This window comes from Citrobacter sp. Igbk 17 (genome assembly GCF_028069775.1).
Classification (GTDB): Bacteria; Pseudomonadota; Gammaproteobacteria; order Enterobacterales; family Enterobacteriaceae; genus Citrobacter.
In genome coordinates this window covers 1-277 of the sequence record NZ_JANEWI010000110.1, presented here as the reverse complement: position 1 = coordinate 277, position 277 = coordinate 1, and the positions used below count along the sequence as shown (strand labels likewise).

The following is a 277-nucleotide window of genomic DNA, read 5'->3' as shown; positions in this document are numbered from 1 at the left end:
CACGGTCCAGACTCCTACGGGAGGCAGCAGTGGGGAATATTGCACAATGGGCGCAAGCCTGATGCAGCCATGCCGCGTGTATGAAGAAGGCCTTCGGGTTGTAAAGTACTTTCAGCGAGGAGGAAGGCGTTGTGGTTAATAACCGCAGCGATTGACGTTACTCGCAGAAGAAGCACCGGCTAACTCCGTGCCAGCAGCCGCGGTAATACGGAGGGTGCAAGCGTTAATCGGAATTACTGGGCGTAAAGCGCACGCAGGCGGTCTGTCAAGTCGGATG

1 rRNA gene is annotated in these 277 nt (G+C 56.3%); it reads left to right on the top strand.

The window, feature by feature from the left end:
* Positions 1 to 277 (top strand): 16S ribosomal RNA (locus tag NNO08_RS23270); the annotation flags it as partial.